22 protein-coding genes are annotated in these 18,218 nt (G+C 62.6%); 7 read left to right on the top strand and 15 right to left on the bottom strand.

Annotated features, from left to right (window positions below):
- The 13 genes from ACE3OH_RS03080 to ACE3OH_RS03020 form a co-directional block, all read right to left on the bottom strand.
- Window positions 1-966 (bottom strand): Hsp70 family protein (locus ACE3OH_RS03080; RefSeq protein ID WP_374348245.1); only part of this gene is annotated, 966 nt, incomplete at its 3' end.
- A 107-nt stretch (window positions 967-1,073) separates the two neighbouring features.
- On the bottom strand, window positions 1,074-1,304 hold the full coding sequence (locus tag ACE3OH_RS03075; protein ID WP_374348241.1) for a DUF2789 domain-containing protein: 231 nt from the start codon (window positions 1,302-1,304) through the stop codon (window positions 1,074-1,076).
- A gap of 18 nt (window positions 1,305-1,322) precedes the next feature.
- Window positions 1,323-1,856, bottom strand: coding sequence for a Fe-S protein assembly co-chaperone HscB (hscB, locus tag ACE3OH_RS03070; RefSeq protein ID WP_374348238.1), 534 nt, complete (start codon window positions 1,854-1,856; stop codon window positions 1,323-1,325).
- A gap of 94 nt (window positions 1,857-1,950) precedes the next feature.
- Window positions 1,951-2,274: an iron-sulfur cluster assembly protein IscA gene (gene iscA, locus ACE3OH_RS03065; RefSeq protein WP_374348235.1), complete on the bottom strand. Its 324-nt coding sequence runs from the start codon at window positions 2,272-2,274 to the stop codon at window positions 1,951-1,953.
- Between the two features lie 2 nt (window positions 2,275-2,276).
- A complete protein-coding gene (iscU, locus tag ACE3OH_RS03060; protein WP_374348233.1) occupies window positions 2,277-2,660 on the bottom strand; it encodes a Fe-S cluster assembly scaffold IscU in 384 nt (127 codons plus the stop codon).
- A 103-nt stretch (window positions 2,661-2,763) separates the two neighbouring features.
- Window positions 2,764-3,972 carry an IscS subfamily cysteine desulfurase gene (locus tag ACE3OH_RS03055; RefSeq protein ID WP_374348230.1) on the bottom strand — a complete coding sequence of 403 codons (1,209 nt, stop codon included), beginning with the start codon at window positions 3,970-3,972 and terminating at the stop codon, window positions 2,764-2,766.
- A gap of 21 nt (window positions 3,973-3,993) precedes the next feature.
- Window positions 3,994-4,485: a Fe-S cluster assembly transcriptional regulator IscR gene (gene iscR / locus ACE3OH_RS03050; RefSeq protein ID WP_374348228.1), complete on the bottom strand. Its 492-nt coding sequence runs from the start codon at window positions 4,483-4,485 to the stop codon at window positions 3,994-3,996.
- A gap of 78 nt (window positions 4,486-4,563) precedes the next feature.
- Window positions 4,564-5,316 (bottom strand): serine O-acetyltransferase, encoded by a 753-nt coding sequence (gene cysE / locus ACE3OH_RS03045; protein ID WP_374348225.1) that lies wholly within the window; start codon window positions 5,314-5,316, stop codon window positions 4,564-4,566.
- Between the two features lie 117 nt (window positions 5,317-5,433).
- On the bottom strand, window positions 5,434-6,267 hold the full coding sequence (locus ACE3OH_RS03040) for a substrate-binding periplasmic protein (protein ID WP_374348222.1): 834 nt from the start codon (window positions 6,265-6,267) through the stop codon (window positions 5,434-5,436).
- A 177-nt stretch (window positions 6,268-6,444) separates the two neighbouring features.
- Window positions 6,445-7,905, bottom strand: a complete 1,461-nt coding sequence (gene glgA, locus ACE3OH_RS03035) for a glycogen synthase GlgA (protein ID WP_374348220.1) — start codon at window positions 7,903-7,905, stop codon at window positions 6,445-6,447.
- Entirely contained in the window at window positions 7,902-9,182 is a 1,281-nt protein-coding gene (glgC, locus tag ACE3OH_RS03030; RefSeq protein ID WP_374348217.1) for a glucose-1-phosphate adenylyltransferase, read from the bottom strand. The genes glgA and glgC overlap by 4 nt, the downstream gene beginning before the upstream one ends.
- Window positions 9,183-9,420: 238 nt before the next feature.
- A complete protein-coding gene (locus ACE3OH_RS03025) occupies window positions 9,421-9,948 on the bottom strand; it encodes an N-acetyltransferase family protein (RefSeq protein WP_374348214.1) in 528 nt (175 codons plus the stop codon).
- Window positions 9,945-11,576 carry an alpha-D-glucose phosphate-specific phosphoglucomutase gene (locus ACE3OH_RS03020; protein WP_374348212.1) on the bottom strand — a complete coding sequence of 544 codons (1,632 nt, stop codon included), beginning with the start codon at window positions 11,574-11,576 and terminating at the stop codon, window positions 9,945-9,947. The genes ACE3OH_RS03025 and ACE3OH_RS03020 overlap by 4 nt, the downstream gene beginning before the upstream one ends.
- Window positions 11,577-11,860: 284 nt before the next feature.
- Between ACE3OH_RS03020 and moaA the strand changes: the two genes are divergently transcribed.
- The 7 genes from moaA to moaC all read left to right on the top strand — a co-directional run bounded on the left by moaA (window position 11,861) and on the right by moaC (window position 16,419).
- A complete protein-coding gene (gene moaA / locus ACE3OH_RS03015) occupies window positions 11,861-12,880 on the top strand; it encodes a GTP 3',8-cyclase MoaA (protein ID WP_374348209.1) in 1,020 nt (339 codons plus the stop codon).
- A 97-nt stretch (window positions 12,881-12,977) separates the two neighbouring features.
- Complete coding sequence (glp, locus tag ACE3OH_RS03010) at window positions 12,978-14,189, top strand: gephyrin-like molybdotransferase Glp (RefSeq protein WP_374348206.1); 1,212 nt, start codon at window positions 12,978-12,980, stop codon at window positions 14,187-14,189.
- Window position 14,190: 1 nt separating this feature from the next.
- A complete protein-coding gene (locus ACE3OH_RS03005; RefSeq protein ID WP_374348203.1) occupies window positions 14,191-14,583 on the top strand; it encodes a RidA family protein in 393 nt (130 codons plus the stop codon).
- 20 nt (window positions 14,584-14,603) lie between these two features.
- On the top strand, window positions 14,604-14,849 hold the full coding sequence (gene moaD, locus ACE3OH_RS03000; protein ID WP_374348199.1) for a molybdopterin converting factor subunit 1: 246 nt from the start codon (window positions 14,604-14,606) through the stop codon (window positions 14,847-14,849).
- Window positions 14,846-15,352 carry a molybdopterin synthase catalytic subunit MoaE gene (gene moaE, locus ACE3OH_RS02995; protein WP_374348196.1) on the top strand — a complete coding sequence of 169 codons (507 nt, stop codon included), beginning with the start codon at window positions 14,846-14,848 and terminating at the stop codon, window positions 15,350-15,352. The genes moaD and moaE overlap by 4 nt, the downstream gene beginning before the upstream one ends.
- Window positions 15,345-15,941, top strand: a complete 597-nt coding sequence (gene mobA / locus ACE3OH_RS02990; RefSeq protein ID WP_374348193.1) for a molybdenum cofactor guanylyltransferase MobA — start codon at window positions 15,345-15,347, stop codon at window positions 15,939-15,941. Before moaE ends, mobA begins: the two co-directional genes overlap by 8 nt.
- Window positions 15,934-16,419 (top strand): cyclic pyranopterin monophosphate synthase MoaC, encoded by a 486-nt coding sequence (gene moaC / locus ACE3OH_RS02985; RefSeq protein WP_374348190.1) that lies wholly within the window; start codon window positions 15,934-15,936, stop codon window positions 16,417-16,419. The genes mobA and moaC overlap by 8 nt, the downstream gene beginning before the upstream one ends.
- Before the next feature lie 27 nt (window positions 16,420-16,446).
- Here the strand turns inward: moaC and ACE3OH_RS02980 are convergent, their stop codons facing one another.
- Window positions 16,447-17,667: an EAL domain-containing protein gene (locus ACE3OH_RS02980; protein WP_374348187.1), complete on the bottom strand. Its 1,221-nt coding sequence runs from the start codon at window positions 17,665-17,667 to the stop codon at window positions 16,447-16,449.
- A gap of 186 nt (window positions 17,668-17,853) precedes the next feature.
- A partial coding sequence (locus tag ACE3OH_RS02975) for a chemotaxis protein CheB (protein WP_374348185.1) occupies window positions 17,854-18,218 on the bottom strand: 365 nt, incomplete at its 5' end.

Below are 18,218 nucleotides of genomic sequence, written 5' to 3'. Positions count from 1 at the left end.
CAAAGCCTTGCGCACCGGGCTGATGGTCTTGTGCACCAGGGTGCGGGTAATCGCCTCGAAAGTTTCCACATCGAGGGTAACGTCGATCACGGTGCCGGACGCCAGTCGCGCGGTGATATGGGTGCTGTCGCGCTCGGACAGGATTTCCTTCGCTTCGCGTGCGCGGGTCAGCAACAGGCGCATATCCTGGTCATCCACCATCGACAGGCCTGCCTGCTCGCAAATCCAGCAGTAGATGCGGTGATCGAAGTCATCGCCGCCCAGGGCCGAGTCGCCCGAGGTGGCCAGCACCTCGAATACGCCACGGCTGAGCTTGAGGATGGACACATCAAACGTCCCACCGCCCAGGTCGTACACCACATAGGTGCCCTCGGCGGCATTGTCGAGGCCATAGGCCACCGCCGCTGCGGTCGGCTCGTTCAATAGGCGCAAGACATTCAGGCCGGCCAGCCGCGCTGCATCCTTAGTCGCCTGGCGCTGTGCATCGTCGAAATAGGCCGGCACGGTGATCACCGCACCCAGCAGCTCGCCACCAAGGCTCGCTTCGGCACGGGCCTTCAGCGTGCGCAGAATATCCGCCGATACCTCAACCGGGCTCTTGTCGCCCACCACGGTGCGTATCTTCAACATGCCGGGGGCATCGACAAAGCGGTAAGGCGTGGCAGCCGAATCGGGCAGATCCTTCACCCCGCGCCCCATAAAGCGCTTGACCGACACCACGGTATTGCGCGGATCGCTGGTCTGCTGCGCCTGGGCGCGATGGCCAACGGTCACGCTGCCGTCTTCGGCATAGTGCACCACCGAGGGCAGCAGATTGCGGCCGCGCTCGTCCGGCAGCACCGTGGCCGACCCGCTGCGCACCGTTGCAACCAGGGAATTGGTGGTGCCCAGGTCAATACCCACTGCCAGGCGGTGCTGGTGCGGCTCGGCGGCTTGGCCGGGTTCGGCGATCTGGAATAAGGCCATAGGGTTTGCTTCTCAGGCCCGGTCGCCGGCAAGTCGGCGATCCCGGTGCAGCAGTGAGGCTGCCATTGTTACGAATGCACCCGGCTATGCAGCACGGGCGAAATCAATCAGTCGGTCAGTTGCACAGCCAAGGCATCAATCACCTCAGTCCAATCGTCATCGCTATCTTGCCCCTCCAGCAAAAATGCTGCCTGGGCCGGGGTCCAGAAGGCAGCATCGGTGATGGCGGTGCCCTTGGCTAGCCGATGGCTGGCGATAAAGGCGCGGATGCTGGCCGCATCGGCAGCCAGGCCCAGCTGGCTGAACAGGGCAGAAAAATCGTGCTTGCTGGTATCCATGGGAGATTCCGTTCCGGTTTAATCGAGCAAGGTTTCAATCGCCACGCCTACTTCGCGCAGCAAGCTGCTCATGAATTTGAGCTTGCGCACCAACAGGGCAGCTGCAGCATGATCGTGCAGCGTATCGAGCGCCTGCGCCAAGTCCGCTTCCAGGGCCTGTGATTCGCAGCGCAATTCGCGCTCCAAAGCTTCCAGCGCCACGATGCCGGCTTGCTGGCGGGCGTCGTCGATGGCTTCGCGCCACTGCATCTGCTGCATCAGGAAGTCCACCGGCATGGCGGTATTGGTTTCTTCCTGGGTGTCGACACCGGCCAGCGCCAGCAGATAGCGGCCGCGCGCCAAAGGCGACTTCAGTGTCTGGAACGCTTCATTCACCTGGGTGGCCGCCTGCAGCGACAGGCGCTTTTCCGCATCCGGCAAAGCCGCAGCGCGATCCGGATGGTATTGCGACTGCAAGCTGCGATAAGCCGCTTCCAGTGCCGCCACATCGATGCGGAACGCGCGCGGCAGGCCGAATTGCTGGAAGTGATCGCGGGAAAAATCGAACGCCATGGTGACCCGATGAAAATGAAATGCAAAAGATGCGATGCAGAAAAGCGCAGCGCCGCAATGCGGCGCCCTCGTTTATTTCAAGCCGCACCAAGCATCACACATTGAAGCTTTCGCCGCAGCCGCACTCGTCCTTGACATTCGGGTTGTTGAACTGAAAACCCTCGTTCAAGCCCTGCTTGACGAAATCGAGCTCGGTGCCATCGATATAGGGCAGGCTCTTGGCATCGGTGAAAATCTTCACGCCATGGCTTTCAAAGGCCAGATCTTCAGCCGTCGGCTCGTCGACAAATTCCAGCTTGTAAGCCATGCCGGAGCAGCCCGATGTTTTCACCGCCAGCCGCACGCCGACGCCTTTGCCGCGTTTGGCCAGATAGTTGCTGACGTGGCTGGCGGCTTTTTCAGACAGGGTGAGTGCCATGATTAACCCTCGTGCTTGGCCTTGTAATCGGCCACTGCTGCCTTGATGGCGTCTTCGGCCAGGATCGAGCAGTGGATCTTCACCGGCGGCAGCGCCAGCTCTTCAGCAATCTGGGTGTTCTTGATATTGAGTGCTTCATCGAGGGTCTTGCCCTTTACCCATTCGGTGACCAGGGAACTCGATGCAATGGCCGAGCCGCAGCCATAGGTCTTGAACTTGGCGTCTTCAATAGTGCCGTCGGCACCAACCTTGATCTGCAATTTCATCACATCGCCGCAGGCCGGCGCACCCACCATGCCGGTGCCGACCGTGTCGTCGCCCTTGTCGAAGGCGCCAACATTGCGCGGATTTTCGTAGTGGTCGATGACCTTGTCGCTGTATGCCATTTTTTTGCTCCTGATCAGGTGAAACGTGACGCAGCTGCGCGGCAGTGAAAAGTGAAGCGTGGGGAAACGCACCGCTCACATTTCACATTTCACATTTCACGAATTAATGCGCTGCCCACTGCACGGTATTGAGGTCGATGCCTTCCTTGTACATATCCCACAGGGGCGACAGCTCGCGCAGCTTGCCGATCTTGTCGTGGATCAGCTTGATGGCGTAGTCGATATCTTCCACCGTGGTAAAGCGGCCGATGGTGAAGCGGATCGAGCTGTGGGCCAATTCGTCATTGCGGCCCAGTGCCCGCAGCACATAGCTGGGCTCCAAGGATGCCGAGGTGCAGGCGGAGCCGGACGACACCGCCAGATCCTTCAGCGCCATGATCAGCGACTCGCCCTCGACATAGTTGAAGCTGATATTGAGGTTGTGCGGCACCCGCTGATCCATATCGCCGTTCAGATAGACCTCTTCCATACCGGACACACCGTTCCACAGGCGATCGCGCAACATGCGGATACGCTCGAGTTCCGTGGCCATATCTTCGCGGGCCAGGCGGAAGGCTTCGCCCATGCCGATGATCTGGTGGGTAGCCAGGGTACCGGAGCGCATGCCGCGCTCGTGACCGCCGCCGTGCATCTGCGCTTCCAGCCGCACCCGTGGCTTGCGGCGCACATACAGGGCGCCGATGCCCTTGGGGCCATAGGTTTTGTGGGCCGAAAAACTCATCAGATCGACCTTGAGGCTGGCGAGGTCGATGGCGATCTTGCCGGTGGCTTGTGCCGCATCGACATGGAACAGGATGCCGCGCTCGCGGCACAGCTCGCCGATTTGCGCCATCGGCTGGATCACGCCGATTTCGTTGTTGACCGCCATGATGGATACCAGGATGGTGTCAGGGCGCAGCGTGGCCTTCAGCACATCCAGATCGACCAGGCCGTTTTCCAGCGGGCTCAGGTAAGTGACTTCAAAGCCTTCACGTTCCAGCTCGCGCATGGTATCGAGCACCGCCTTGTGCTCGGTCTTCATGGTGATCAGGTGCTTGCCCTTGTCCTGGTAAAAGTGGGCGGCGCCCTTGATGGCCAGGTTGTTCGATTCGGTGGCGCCGGAGGTCCAGACGATTTCCTTGGCGTCGCAATTGACCAGCTTCGCGACCTCTTCACGCGCCTGCTCGACCGCCTCTTCCGCCTCCCAGCCATAGCTGTGCGAGCGGCTGGCGGGATTGCCGAAATGCTCGGTCAGCCAGGGAATCATCTTGGCGGCAACCCGCGGATCAACCGGGGTAGTGGCCGAGTAGTCGAGATAGATGGGCAGTTTCATGCGAAAAGACTCCGGTACGGATTACACCTGCACTTCAAGTGGTGCAGCCTTGCGTTTGTCATGCAGCACGCACTCGCTGCTGCTGGCTGGCTGAGCCGAACACTTGGCTTTTTGCTTGCTGATCAGGGCAGCCAGCGTGACCGAGGCCAGGTATTCGTAAATGGTGCGATTGAGGTCGGACCACAAGTCATGGGTCATGCAGCGCTTGTTGTCTTCGAGGCAGTTTTCCTTGCCGCCGCACTGCGTTGCATCCAGCGGCTCGTCCACCGCCGTGATGATGTCGGCCACGCTGATTGCCTCGACCGCCATGGCCAGGCAGTAGCCGCCGCCGGGGCCGCGTACGCTCTCCACCAGACCGTTGCGGCGCAGTTTGCCGAATAGCTGTTCAAGGTAGGAAAGGGAAATCTGCTGGCGCTCGGATATGCCGGCCAGCGTCACCGGGCCCTTGGACTCACGCAGGGCGAGGTCGAGCATCGCGGTTACGGCAAAACGGCCTTTGGTGGTCAGACGCATGGCGGACTTTCAAGCAAGCACAGGCGGGGCGAAGCATAAAATACCCGACTAATTCAGTCAACATTTTAACCGAGTTTTTTAGTCAACTATCTTGTTCAGGAAGTTCGGGTCGAATTTATCGGCAGTTGCCCGCTCGTCGGAGCAGTCGACGCCGAGCTTCTCGAGGCGCTTGAGGATCAGCTCGATGCGGCTGTCGATATTGGCGCTATGGTCTACCAGGCCGTGGATGGCCTGCACCATCGGGTCGTTCATATTGGCCGAGATGGCATAGGCTGAGAAACCCATGGTCTCCGCCTTGGCCTCACGTGCCTGCGCCACATTGTCGGCAACAATGCGGGCCGGAATGCCGACTGCGGTGGCGCCGGGCGGCACGTCCTTGACCACCACCGCATTGCTGCCGACCTTGGCACCGGCATGCAGGGTGATCGGCCCGAGTATCTTGGCGCCGGCGCCAATGATCACCCCTGCCTCAAGGGTTGGATGGCGCTTGCCCTTGTTCCAGCTGGTGCCGCCCAGGGTCACGCCATGGTAGAGCGTGCAGTCATCGCCGATCACCGCTGTCTCGCCGATGACGATGCCCATACCGTGGTCGATGAATACGCGCCGCCCGACGGTGGCGCCGGGGTGGATTTCGATACCGGTGAGCCAGCGCGACCAATGCGACACCCAGCGCGCCAGCCATTTCAGCTGCATGCCCCACAGCGCATGGGCCAACTGGTGGAAGGTCAGCGCATGCAAGCCGGGGTAACAGGTAATCACTTCCCAGGTCGAGCGGGCAGCAGGGTCGCGATCGAACACGACGGCAATGTTTTCACGTAGGCGCGCGAGCATGGTCAAGGGAAGCGAGGCGGGGAAAGTTGAGTATTTTACTTGGTTATTGCCGGCCGCGAAACCCGGCATTGCGGCAGGCGAGCCTGCCGGCTGCGCAGCAGGCCATCAAGATGGCGACTAGCGCCCGGTTTGGCGCGGCAAACCGGCCTGGTGGGCGGTGTACTCTGCCGCCTGTGCTTCACCAAGGTGGCGAGCAATCATCCGGGCGAAGCTACCATCATCGCGAATCGCCTCGAGTTGGCGCGCCAGCAGGGAAAAATCGGCAGCAGTCATGGCTTTCGGATCAATCTTGATGCCGATGGCCGTGTAGCCGGCATGCGGCACCGGCAGGACATCGAAGCTGTCTTCCAGCTGCAAATGCTTGAGTTGCCAGCGATACACATAGGCATTGGCAAAGGTGGCATGAATGCGCCCGGCTTCCAGCATGCGGTACAGGCTGTCGACGGTATTCACTAGCTGCACCTGGGGCTTTGGCAGCTGCTCAAGATAGCGTTCTACCCATTTGCCATAGCCGGCCCCGTTCAGACGGCCGAATACCATTGCTGCGGGCGGTGGTTCGTCGAGGCTGAACCGGGCTGGCAAAGACTTGCGTACCAGCAGCTCGATACAGTCACGCATCATCGGTATGAACACGGTCTGGGGGTCTTCCTCGGGCCGCACCACGCCAGCCGGGCCGCGAAACGCGATCTGGTGCGTCTGTACCATCGCATTGATACGTGCCATCGGTATCGCTTCAAACTGCAATACACAGCCCGATCGCCGCGCCAGCTCGCTATACAAATCACCGATAAAGCCGCGTGGCGAGCCGTCGGCCTCAAGGAAACTTGCGTAACCAAGATTCCACATCGGTATGCGATAGCTACGCTCGCAGGCAGCGCGTGCTGTCGGCATGGCCAATAGCAGCGCGCCGCCAAGCAGACACTGCGCCCATCTCACCGACAAAACATGCATGGAGACCACCTCCGACAACAGCGCTGACCACCCCGCTGGCGCCACTTCCGCCGCCCATGGCTCAGTCTACCCCCCCGCCCCGGCGGTGCGATAGCACCCGTGCATGCCGGCCGGACAAAACAGCCGCATGAATTACCGGCCGCACACATTCACACGGCAGTGCGGCGCGCTATCACACTATTGCCCTGCCAGCTGTTGATACAGCTGCACATACTGGGCCGCCGGCCCTTGCCAGCCAAAGCGCAGTCGCATGGCTCGCTGCTGTGCCGCCTGCCAACCGTCTTGCCGCGCCCGCAGGGCAAAGGCGCGGCGTACCGCCGCATCGAAATCGGTCTGGGCAAAGCGCTCGAACACAAAGCCGCAGGCACTGCCATCGGCCAGATTCTCCAGATTGGCATCGCACACCGTATCAGCCAGGCCACCGGTGCGGCGCACCAGCGGTAGCGCGCCATAGCGCATCGCATAGAGCTGGGTGAGACCGCAGGGCTCGAAGCGCGACGGCACCAGCGCCACATCCATGCCGGCAAACAGGCGGTGGGACAAGGCTTCATCAAAGCCCAGCACCACCGCAACCGAGCCCGGATGACGCCTGGCCAGCGCGCTGAAGCCGGCCTCCAGTGCCACATCGCCATTGCCCAGTACCGCCAGCTGCCCGCCCGCTTCCAGCAGTGCTTCGGCGCCGGCCAACACCAGATTCAGCCCCTTTTGTTCGGTCAGGCGGCTGACCACGCCAAACAGCAAGGGCGCTGCGGTTTGCGCCAGCCCCAGCTCCGCCTGCAGCGCCAATTTGCACCGGGCTTTCCCGGCCGGGCGATCGGCAGCAAACGGCGCGGCGATCAGCGCATCGTGCGCCGGATCCCATTGCGCCTCGTCCACCCCATTGAGAATGCCGCCAAGCACCGCACGCCGCCCTGCCAACAGGCCATCGAGCCCGCAGCCATGCTCGGGCGACTGGATTTCCACTGCATAGCTGGGGCTGACGGTAAGCAGCCGCTCGCTATAGAACAGCCCGGCTTTGATGAAGGACATCTGCCCATGGAACTCGACACCATTGATATCAAAGCAGTGAGGCGGCAGATCCAGCTCGGCAAAGGCTGCGGCCGAAAACAGCCCCTGGTAGGCCAGATTGTGAACGGTAAACACGCAAGGTGGCCGCCTGCCTGCGTCTGACCGATAGCGCAGATACACCGGCGCCAGCCCCGAATGCCAGTCATGGCCATGCAGCAGATCGGGCCGCCAGTCAGGCGACAGGCCACAGGCGAGTTCCGCAGCTACCCGGCCAAGCAGGGCAAAACGCAGATGGTTGTCGGCATAGGGATGGTGGTTGGCATCGGCATACGGGTTGCCGGGTCGATCGAACAAGGCCGGCGCGTCGATCACATAGACTGGCGTGCCGTTCGGTAACTGGCTTTGCACCAACATCGCCCCAGAAACGCCGAACTCGGCCGGCAGGCGACACACTACGGCAGGGCTAAGCAAGTGGCGGCAAATTGCCGGAAAGCCCGGCAGCAGCAAGCGGGCATCCACCCCGATCGCGCGCTGGGCGGCCGGCAAGGCGCCCAGCACATCGGCGAGGCCCCCGGTTTTCAGCCAGGGCTGACATTCCGCCCCGACATGCAGCACGCGCAGCGCCGTCATCCTTCCACCCCAGCCAGGCTATCGCGGGTCAGCAGCACAATGCCGCCTTCGCTTCTAAAATGGCGCGCCGCATCGGCCTCGGCATCTTCGCCTATCACCAGGCCGGCGGGTATTTTGCAGCCGCGATCCACTACTGCCCGACGTAGGCGCGCGCCCTGCCCCACTTCCACATCGGGCAGCAATACCGCCTGATCGATCACGCAGTGCGGCATCACCCGTACATTGTTGAACAGCACCGAATTGCTCACCTGCGCCACCGACACGATGCAGCCGCCCGAGATCAGGGTATTGAACACCCGGTGCTCGCCCATTGCGTCCTGCACGAATTTGGCCGGTGGCAGCTGCGGCTGGTAGGTCCAGATCGGCCAGTTGCGGTCGTATAGATCGAGTTCGGGTGTGATGCTGGCCAGATCAAGATTGGCCGCCCAATAGGCGTCGATGGTGCCGACATCACGCCAGTAGGGCCGCGCATCGGCCACACTGGCAACGCAAGACAGCGAGAATGGATGCGCCATGGCCCGGCCCTCGCGCACCGCCTTGGGTATCAGGTCATGGCCGAAATCGCGCGCCGAATCGGGGTCCGACATATCTTCGGCCAGCAGGCGGTACAGATAGTCGGCGTCGAATACATAAATGCCCATGCTGGCCAGCGCCCGGTCGGGTTGGTCGGGAATGGCCGGGGGCCGGGCCGGCTTTTCGATAAAGTCGATCACCTTGCGCTGCTCATCCACCGCCATTACCCCGAACGCCGACGCCTCGCCCAGCGGCACTTCGATACAGGCCACCGTCACCCCGCCGCTGATGCCCAGCCGTTCCCGCTGGCGCACATGGTCAAGCAGCATGCGCGCGTAATCCATCTTGTAGATATGGTCGCCCGCCAGGATCACGATGTATTCCGGCCTGTAGCCACGGATGATGTCCAGATTCTGGAACACCGCATCGGCGGTGCCGCGATACCAGCTTTCTTCGTCCACCCTCTGCTGGGCTGGCAACAGGTCGATGAATTCGCCCATCTCCGAGCGAAACATCGCCCAGCCGCGCTGCAAATGGCGCAGCAGCGAATGCGATTTGTACTGGGTGACGACGCCGATGCGGCGAATACCGGAATTGAGGCAGTTGGACAGGGCAAAATCGACAATGCGGAACTTGCCGCCAAAATAGACGGCCGGCTTGGCGCGGCGGTCAGTCAAGGCTTTCAAGCGTGATCCACGCCCGCCGGCCAGCACCAGCGCCAGACTGCGCCTGGGCAGCTGGCGCGCAATGATCAGATCATCCATGCCGCTCTCCATCCATCACGCCCCTGTTGGCGCCGGTTCAAAGCAAGGCGCGCCAACAAGCTCAGCTAGTCCTCACGCTTCAAGGGGGAAGTCGGGCGGGGGATGGGGTGCATACTGAAGTCCAATGTCCCACGACAACCAGAAGCAGCTTCTCACTACGGACGCGTATGGATGGTGTTATAGGCAGGAATGCCAGTCGCTATCAGCTCGCGCAGGGCCCAAGCACCCGCCGCGTCGATCAAACCTCGGCCAGATCGTGCCAGCAATCCACCTCGGTAATCGGCAAGCCGGTCAGATCATCGCTAGTGCGCCGCTGCCCGCCCAGAGCAAAGCCGGCGCGATCATAGCAGCGCAAGGCGCGCTGGTTCGAGGCGATGCACCACAGGCCCATGCGCTGTGCGCCATCGCGCCGTGCCTGCTCTAGCGACTCGGCGATCATCGCCTGCGCCAGGCCCCTGCCCCATGCCGCAGGTGCCAGATTCAGTGCATACAGCTCAACAGACCCAGCGTCACAAACAAAACGCGGCGTGCCGCTGATCAAAAAGCCCTGCGGCACACCATCGCACTCGCCCATCAGTACCCGGAAGGCCGCATCGGGCGCAGCCAGCCGCAGGCGCAGACCGTCGAGATTCGCGGTGGGGTCCAGGCCATCGAGATAGGTATCGGGCATCACGCCGCGATAGGCCGCCTGCCAGGCGGCCACCCGGATCCGCCCGATGTGCTCTGCATCCTCGGGACGTGCCGCTCTTATCAGAATTTCGCTCATGTAATGACATCCGCCTGCGTACGCCCAGCCAGCGCCTCGATGGCTGCCAGCTCGCGTGCGGCGGCGATCACCTCGGCCAAGGCCGCCTGGGTTTCCTGCGCCAGCCCATCGGGCCCGGCGACATAGCGTTCCAGATACACCCGCAAGGTCGCACCCTCGGTGCCGGTGCCGGACAGGCGGAATACCGCACGGGCGCCGCCATCGAACTCAACCCGCACGCCTTGCATGCTGCTGACCGAGCCATCGACCGGATCGGTGTAGGCAAAGTCATCGGCCGCATTCACCAACAGGCCCGACACCACAGTGCCCGGCAAGCCAGCCAGTCGCGATCGCAATCCCGCCATCACCGCCGCCCCGGTTTCACTGCTCAGGCCCTCATAGTCGTGGCGCGAGTAGTAGTGGCGACCAAATTGCGCCCAGTGCATCTCCATGATCTCGGCAACTGATTGCTGGCGCACCGCCAGCAGATTCAACCAGCACAGCGCCGCCCAGATGCCGTCCTTTTCGCGGACATGGCTGGCGCCGGTGCCATAGCTTTCTTCGCCACACAGGGCGATACGGCCGGCATCGAGCAGATTGCCGAAGAATTTCCAGCCGGTTGGCGTCTCGAAACAATCGAAACCGAGCTTGTCCGCCACCACATCCACCGCCCGCGAGGTCGGCATGGAGCGCGCAACACCCGGCAGGCCGGCGGCAAATTGCGGCAGCAAGCGGGCATTGGCCGCCAGCACCGCCAGGCTGTCCGACGGCGACACCACCATATCGCGGCCGACGATCATATTGCGGTCGGCATCGCCATCGAAGGCGGCGGCAAAGTCGGGCGCCTGCGGCCCCTGCATGGCTGCCACCAGATCGGCGGCATACAGCGGATTGGGGTCGGGGTGGCCACCGGCAAAATCAGGCTGCGGTGCGGCATTGCGCACGCTACCGAGCGGCGCGCCGAGCAGGTCTTCGAAAATATGCACGGCGTAAGGGCCGCCCACTGCATGCATGGCATCAAAGCGCACGCGCTTGCCGCCGGCCAGCCAGGCGCGGATGGCATCGAAATCGACCAGGGTCTGCATCAGCGCCGCATAGTCAGCTACCGGGTCGATCACCTCGACTTGCATGGCTTCGCAGTGCTGTAGGCCGACGCTGGCCAGATCGATGGCGGCCGCGTCACTGCTGCGATAGTGCTCCAGCGTCTGGCTGATTGCGTACATCGCCTCGGTCAGCGCTTCCGGCGCCGGGCCACCGTTGGCCGCATTGAATTTCACTCCGAAATCGCCATCGGGCCCGCCCGGATTGTGCGAGGCCGACAGCACGATGCCGCCGTCTGCGCCATGGCGGCGAATCAGATGCGATACCGCCGGCGTCGACAACAGGCCATGGCGACCGATCAACAGGCGCGCCACACCGTGGGCGGCTGCCATGCGGACGATGGTCTGCACCGCCGCGTCATTGTGAAAACGTCCGTCGCCGCCCAGCACCAAGGTGCCGCCCTGTAGTGCCGGTACCGCGCGGAAAATCGCTTCGATAAAGTTTTCCAGATAATGCGGCTGCTGAAACACCGCTACTTTCTTGCGCAAGCCCGAGGTGCCCGGCTTTTGACCGCTGAATGGAGAGGTGGGAATGATTTGCACTGCCATGTCATGTGTCCAATTCGATATCAAGCTATTGTTTATGGGTTGCGGGATGCACCAGCAAGGTCATGGAGTCGGCCATGGCCCGCGATGGGTAGGGCAAAGCAGGCAATTGTCGTCGTTCCGGCCCTTGCGGTAAACCAGCCGCGCTTGCCAGACGCAATAGACTATTGCCAGAAACCATTGCATTAAAGCGCCGCAGCCCTATCGCCGGCGACGGCGGCGCGACGTATCATCACCGCAGTTCCGTCCTTGCCGTCATCGATCCGTTTCGTCCGCGACCAACACGCATGCCTACCCTCAGCAGCCCCGCCAGCAACACCGGCCCGCAGCCCGCGCTGATCGACCGCTTCGGTCGCTCGATCGACTACCTGCGCCTGTCGGTCACTGATCGTTGCGATCTGCGCTGCAATTACTGCCTGCCCAAGGGCTTCAATGGCTATGAGGTGCCGGCCAACTGGTTGAGTTTTGACGAGATCGAGCGGGTGGTGGCCGCCTTTGCCCGGCTCGGCACGCGCCGTCTGCGCCTGACTGGCGGCGAGCCGCTGCTACGGCGCAATCTGCCCGAGCTGGCCACGCGCCTGTCGGCCCTGCCTGGGCTTGAGGATATTTCGCTGTCCACCAATGCCACCCAGCTGCGCCAGCAGGCGCAGGCGCTGAAAGCAGCCGGCGTGCGGCGCCTCAATGTCAGCCTTGATTCGCTCGATGCGGCGCGCGTTGCTGCCATCGCCGGCCGCGACGTGCTGGCCAGCGTGCTCGATGGCCTGGAAGCTGCACGCGAAGCGGGTTTTGCGCCGGTAAAAATCAATATGGTGGTGCAAAACGGCGTCAATGCCGACGAAATCGATGCCATGATCGATTACTGCCGCCAGCGTGATTTCGTGTTGCGCCTGATCGAACTGATGCCGGTGGGCGATACCGGGCGCAGCGCCCAGTTTGCCGATGTGCAACCCATTGTGGCCGCCCTGGCGCGGCGTCACGGTTTGCAACCGGGCGCCCAGGAAATCGGTGGCGGCCCGGCGCGCTACTGGCGCAGCCCCAATAGTCGCTTTACCCTGGGGGTAATCACGCCGATCTCGCAGCATTTCTGTGCCAGCTGCAACCGGGTCAGGCTCAGCGTCGATGGCACCTTGTATATGTGCCTCGGCCAAAACGAGAAATTCGAACTACGACCGCTGCTACGCGCCGGCATTGACGATGCAAGCCTCGAAGCCGCCATCCGCGAAGCGATCGAGCTCAAGCCGGAGCGCCATGAATTTCGCGAGCAGCCGGCCAAGATCATCCGCTTTATGTCGGCAACCGGCGGTTGAGCACCGTACCGCCAGCCCGGTAAGCCGAATAAAGTCATTGGTCAGTTCGCCCCAACTCTGGCAGACTCGCGTTTCTGCTACCGCCCCACCCACCATCATGAGTCTTCTGCCTTTCGACGACGCCCTCGCCCGCCTGCTGGCGGCAGCGCAGCCCCTGCCCGATATCGAAAACCTTCCCTTACTGGAAGCCGACCGACGCATTCTTGCCAAGCCGCTGCCCGCCCCGATTGATGTGCCTGGCTTTGATAACAGCGCCATGGATGGCTATGCGCTGCATATTGCCGACTTCAACCAGCTGCCACAGCGCTTTGGCGTCACCCAGCGTATTGCTGCAGGTGGTTCGGGTCAGCCTCTGGCTGCCAATACCGCGGCGCGCATCTTTACCGGCGCGCCGCTGCCTGCTGGCGCCAATGCGGTGGTGCCGCAAGAGGACACCGTGGTCGATGAAGGCGGCGTCGGTCTGACAGGCACAGTCGTTGCCGGCCAGCACATCCGCCGCCGGGGCGAGGATATCGCAGCAGGCAGCATCATCCTCGACGCCGGCTACCGCCTCGACCCGCAATCGCTGGCGCTGGCCGCCTCGGTTGGACATGCCTGCCTGCAGGTACGCGCCCATCTCAAGGTTGGCGTGCTGTTTACCGGCGACGAACTTACTGCGCCGGGTACACCGCTAGCGCCCGGCGCCATCTACGATTCCAATCGCTATGCCATCGTCAGCCTGCTGCGTCGTCTGGGTTGCCTGGTAAAGGATTATGGCAATGTGCCCGACCGGCGCGATGCCACCATTGCCGCACTCAGGCAGGCAGCCGAAGAAAACCATGTGGTGATCAGCGCCGGCGGCGTATCGGTCGGCGAGGAAGACCATGTAAAGGCGGCCGTCAACACCCTCGGTTCGCTGGAGCTGTGGCGCATCGCCATGAAGCCGGGCAAGCCTCTGGCTTTTGGCCGCGTGCTCGATGCCGACTTTATCGGCCTGCCCGGCAATCCGGTCAGCGCCTTTGTCACCTTCTGCCTGCTGGCGCGGCCCTTCCTGCTGCGCCGCATGGGCATGCAGGCCGCCGCGGTGGATGCCTTGATGGTCCCGGCGGGCTTTACCCGCAGCAAGGCCGATAGCCGTCGCGAATTCCTGCGCGCCCGGCTCGAATACGATCAGCAAGGCCGCGCACACGCCATGGTGCATGCCAGCCAGGGCTCGGCCGCCATGACCGGCCTAGTGTGGGCCGATGGCCTGGTCGATATTCCAGCCGGTCACACCGTCGCCGCAGGCGATCTGGTGCGCTTCATCCCACTCAACCAACTGACAGCCTGATATGCCTATCGTCGAAACCTACACCCCTGCCGGCACGCCAACGCCGATCGGCCCGTACAGCCATATCAGCAAGACCGGCCAGTTCATCAGCATTTCCGGCACGCCGGGGGTGGACCCGGCCACTGGCGAGATGGCGGGGCCGGATGCCTACAGCCAAGCTCGGCAGATCATGCGCAATTTCGTCACCATGCTGGAGTCAGTCGGCTCCGACCTGGCGCATGTGCTGCATGTAAATGTGTTCCTGAAAGAGGTGGGCGACTTTGCCGAGATGAACCGGGCGTTTGCCGAGGCAATGGGCGATCACCGCCCGGCGCGCACGGTGATTGCAGTGGCCGATCTGCCCAAAGCCGGCGCCCTGATGACCATGAACCTGACCGCTGTCACCCGCGACTGAGCCGAAACATGATTGTGCAAATGCGATATTTTGCCCGCTTGCGCGAGCAATTCGGCCTTGATGGCGAAACCTTGACCCTGCCCGACCCGGTAGTCAGCGTTGCCGACCTGATTGCGCATCTGAGCAGCCGCGGCGGCGTCTGGGCCAGCGAACTGGCGCCGGGCAAGGTGTTTCGCGTCGCGCTGGACCAGGAACTGGCCGACCCGAGCGCGCCACTGCGCGACGGCGCCGAGGTCGCCATCCTGCCGCCGGTAACGGGGGGATGATGGACAATAGCCGTATCAATATCGCGGTGCAGACGCAGGACTTCGACCTGGGCCAGGAATATGCGGCGCTCTGCGCTGGCGACGCCGGTATCGGCGCCGTTGTCGCCTTCGCCGGCCGTGTGCGCGATCTCAATCTTGCCGCCGACGTGGTGGCGCTGGAGCTCGAACACTATCCCGGCATGACTGAAAAAGCCCTGCATGCCATCGCCACCGAGGCTATGGTGCGCTGGCCGCTGAACGGGCTGCGCATCATTCACCGCGTGGGCAAGCTGCATCCGGGCGAGCAGATCGTGCTGGTACTGACTGCCAGCAGCCATCGCCATGCCGCCTATGAAGCGAATGCCTTCGTGATGGACTATCTGAAAACCCGCGCACCGTTCTGGAAAAAGGAATGGACGCCACAAGGCCCGCGCTGGGTGGATGCACGCGCCAGTGACCACAGCGCCGCCGAGCGCTGGCATCAGGTAGTTGCGGGTCGCTATGGCAATGAGGGCCATGACTGAGGCGCTGCCTCGCTATGAGGCAGTCATTCTCGCCGGCGGCCAAGGGCGGCGCATGGACGGGCGCGACAAGGGCCTGGTGTCGTGGCAAGGCCTGCCATTGGTCGAACATGCGCTGGCGCGATTGCGCGCTCAAACCCGGCCGCCTGCGCGCATCCTGATCAGCGCGAACCGGCATCAGGATCGATATGCAGCATTCGGATGCACCGTAGTCGCAGACCTGCGCAGTGGCTTTCATGGCCCGCTGGCCGGAATGGAAGCGGCCCTGGCGACCTGCAACGCTGATTGGCTGCTGTGCATACCCTGCGATATGCCACAGCTGCCCACAGAGCTGGCCGAGTGGCTATTCCAGCCCGTCGTGCTTGGCGCCGCCGCCAGCCTCGCGCATAGCGCCGACGGTCAGCAACCGGTGTGTTGCCTGTTGCAACGCGCGCAGCTGGCTTCTTTAAGCGCATTTCTCGATGCCGGGCGCCGCCGTGTCAGCGCCTGGCTGGACCAGATCGGCGCTGCTGCCGTCCACTTCCCGGCGCAAGCCGGCTTTGCCAACTTCAACAGCCTGGCCGCCCTGGGCAGCGAGAATCCGCATGACTAAGGAATTAAGCCATTTCAACGAAGCCGGGCAAGCGCATATGGTCGATGTCGGCGCCAAGCCGGAGACCCATCGCCTGGCCGTGGCAGCCGGCAGCATCCGCATGCAAGCCTCCACCTTCGCCCTGCTTGAACGGGGCGACGCCAAAAAAGGTGATGTATTGGGCGTGGCACGCCTTGCCGGCATCATGGCCGCCAAACGAACCGGTGAGCTGATACCGCTATGCCACCCGCTGCCATTGACTGCCGTCAGCGTGGAGTTCGCACTGGATGCGGCACACAGCACGGTCAGCTGCACCGCCAGCGTCGAGACCATCGGCCGCACCGGCATCGAGATGGAAGCGCTGACCGCCGTGTCGGTCAGCCTGCTTACCATCTACGACATGCTCAAGGCGGTCGATCGCAGTATGGTGATGGATGGAATCCGCCTGCTCGAAAAACGCGGCGGCAAATCCGGGCATTGGCGTGCCGATGCTGTATGAAGCTGAATAGCGTGGCGCGGCAAGCAATCAAGCCGGCCGGCTCGGCCGCAAATGCTGGGTACCCTGCTTGAGCCAGGCAGCCAGCTGATCGCCCGGCAAGGGCCGCGATGCGTAGTAGCCCTGCCCGACATCGCAGCCGAGCAAGCGCACCAGCTGCCAGTCCGATGCATTTTCAACCCCCTCGGCCACCGTGGTCAGGTGCAACTTTTTGCCCATCTCGATGGTGCTTTGCAGCAGCACATGCAGATGCGGCTTTTCTGACGCGCCATGCACCAGCGAGCGGTCGATCTTCAGCTCGGTAAACGGAATGCGCGACAGCTGCTGCATCGATGAAAAACCGGTGCCGAAATCATCGATCGACAAGCCAAAGCCCTTGAGTCGCAGACGCGCCAGGGTGCCGAGCGACAAGGCCAAGTCAGACATCACCGCCGTTTCGGTAATCTCCAGCAGCAGATACTTGGGCTCGATGCCGATGCGACTGGTTGCCGCAGCAATGCGATCAGCCAGATCCTGATTGGCCAGCGACTTGGCCGACAGATTGACCGCCACGGTAATGGTGAGACCGCGCGCATGCCAGTCGCGCAGCTGCTTCAGTGCCGCATCGACCACCCAGTCGGTCAACTCATCCATTACCCCGAATTCCTCGGCCACCGGCAGAAACTGCGCCGGCGGCACCAGGCCCAGTGTCGGGTGTTGCCAACGCACCAAGGCTTCCACTCCGCGCATCACGCCGGAATGCGTGGTCACCTTGGGCTGGTAATGCAGCACCAGCTGATTGCCAGCCAGGCCTTCGCGAATATCGTTAGCGGTGAATTTCGGTGCGTCATCGCCACCGCGAAAACCTTCACTGACTGCTTCGTGCCTGAAGCGCCCCAACAGCTGTGCCAGATTGTCGTAGGACAAGGGCTTTTGCACGATGCCCAGCACCAGCAAGCCATGCTCCTGCGCCATGGTTTCCACCGTGGCCAGCAAGGTCGTTTCCCGGCTGGAAACCACTACCAGGGCGGCCGCAAGGCGCTTTTCGGCTATGTGCCGGATCAGCTCGACGCCATCCATATCCGGCATTTCCAGATCAGTGACGATGACATCCGGCCGGCCGGCACCAGACAGCACGGTCAAGGCATGACGGCCATTTTCTGCCTCCAGCAGCTGACGCACCCCGATATTGCCCAGCAGATCAAGGGCGTGCCGGCGTTGTACCGCACTGTCTTCCACCACCATGACGCAAAGATCTGCAATTGCCGCCATACCTGCCCCACTGCAAAAATATATTCTCAGGCGAAGACTATATGCCAATGCTGCCGCACCCCGATACCCATCCGGGCGGAAAGAGCATGCGACCCGGGGTTTTCTTGCCGATTCCCAACACAGCGACGCTTTCGCCTCGACCACAGCTTGCCGCCCGCTCCCCCGGCTAGCCATGCACACACCGGGTTAGCGCAAACCCAGCTCGATCAGGCCGGGGATCTCGCCCAGAGCAGCAACCCGGTCGATGGCACCAAGGCGGATCGCTTCCTTGGGCATGCCGAATACCGTGCAGCTGTCTTCATCCTGGGCCACTGTTGCAGCACCACAGTCCTTCATCTCCTTGATGCCACGTGCGCCATCGTCGCCAATGCCGGTCATGATGATGCCCAGCGCATTGCGACCGGCACACTTGGCCAAGGACCTGAACAGCACATCCACCGAAGGGCGGTGGCGGCTGACCAGTGGGCCATCGACCACCTCGACAAAATAAAAACCGGCGCCCCGCTTTACCAATAGATGCTTGCCACCCGGTGCAATCAGGGCAAGGCCGC

It is taken from the genome of Chitinimonas sp. (genome assembly GCF_041904975.1).
GTDB lineage: Bacteria > Pseudomonadota > Gammaproteobacteria > Burkholderiales > Chitinimonadaceae > Chitinimonas.
Note: the sequence above shows the minus strand (reverse complement) of the source record. Positions and strands in the feature narration are given on the sequence as shown.